The organism is Streptomyces olivochromogenes, assembly GCF_021538895.1.
Classification (GTDB): Bacteria; Actinomycetota; Actinomycetes; order Streptomycetales; family Streptomycetaceae; genus Streptomyces; species Streptomyces olivochromogenes_A.
Window position 1 is genome coordinate 1 of the sequence record NZ_JADDRL010000273.1, and the last position, 660, is coordinate 660.

The 660-nt window shown below is 70.5% G+C and carries 1 pseudogene; it reads left to right on the plus strand.

What is annotated here, in order from left to right:
* A pseudogene (locus tag IPZ69_RS46775) lies at nucleotides 1–660 on the plus strand (cholesterol oxidase); the annotation flags it as partial.

The following is a 660-nucleotide window of genomic DNA, read 5'->3' on the forward strand; positions in this document are numbered from 1 at the left end:
GGACGAGAAGAAGAAGGGCAAGGGCAGCACCTTCACCGCACGCCGGGTCGTCCTCGCGGCCGGCACCTACGGCACGCAGACCCTGCTGCACCGGATGAAGGCGAACGGCCAGCTGCCCTACCTCTCCGACCGGCTGGGCGACCTGACCCGCACCAACTCCGAGGCACTGGTGGGCGCGCAGACCGACAACCGCCGCTACCGCAAGGCGCACGGCACGCCGAAGGCCGACTTCACCCAGGGCGTGGCGATCACCTCGTCGATCCACCCGGACGAGAACACCCACATCGAGCCGGTCCGCTACGGCAAGGGCTCCAACGCGATGGGCGGGATGTCGATCCTCCAGGTCCCCTACGCCGAGGGCTCCTCCCGCGCCCTGGCCTGGCTGGCGAACGCCGCCCGGCACCCGGTCCTGGTGGCCCGCTCCCTGTCCAACCGCCGCTGGTCGGAGCGGACCATCATCGGCCTGGTGATGCAGTCGCTGGACAACTCCCTGACGACGTACCTGAAGCCGAACGGCGTCGGCAAGGGACTGCTCACGGCCCGGCAGGGCCACGGCGCTCCCAACCCGAAGCAGATCAAGGCGGCCTCCGAGGCGGCCACCGCGCTCGCCGAGGAGATCAACGGCTTCCCGGGCAGCAACGTCGGCGAGCTCATGGGCAC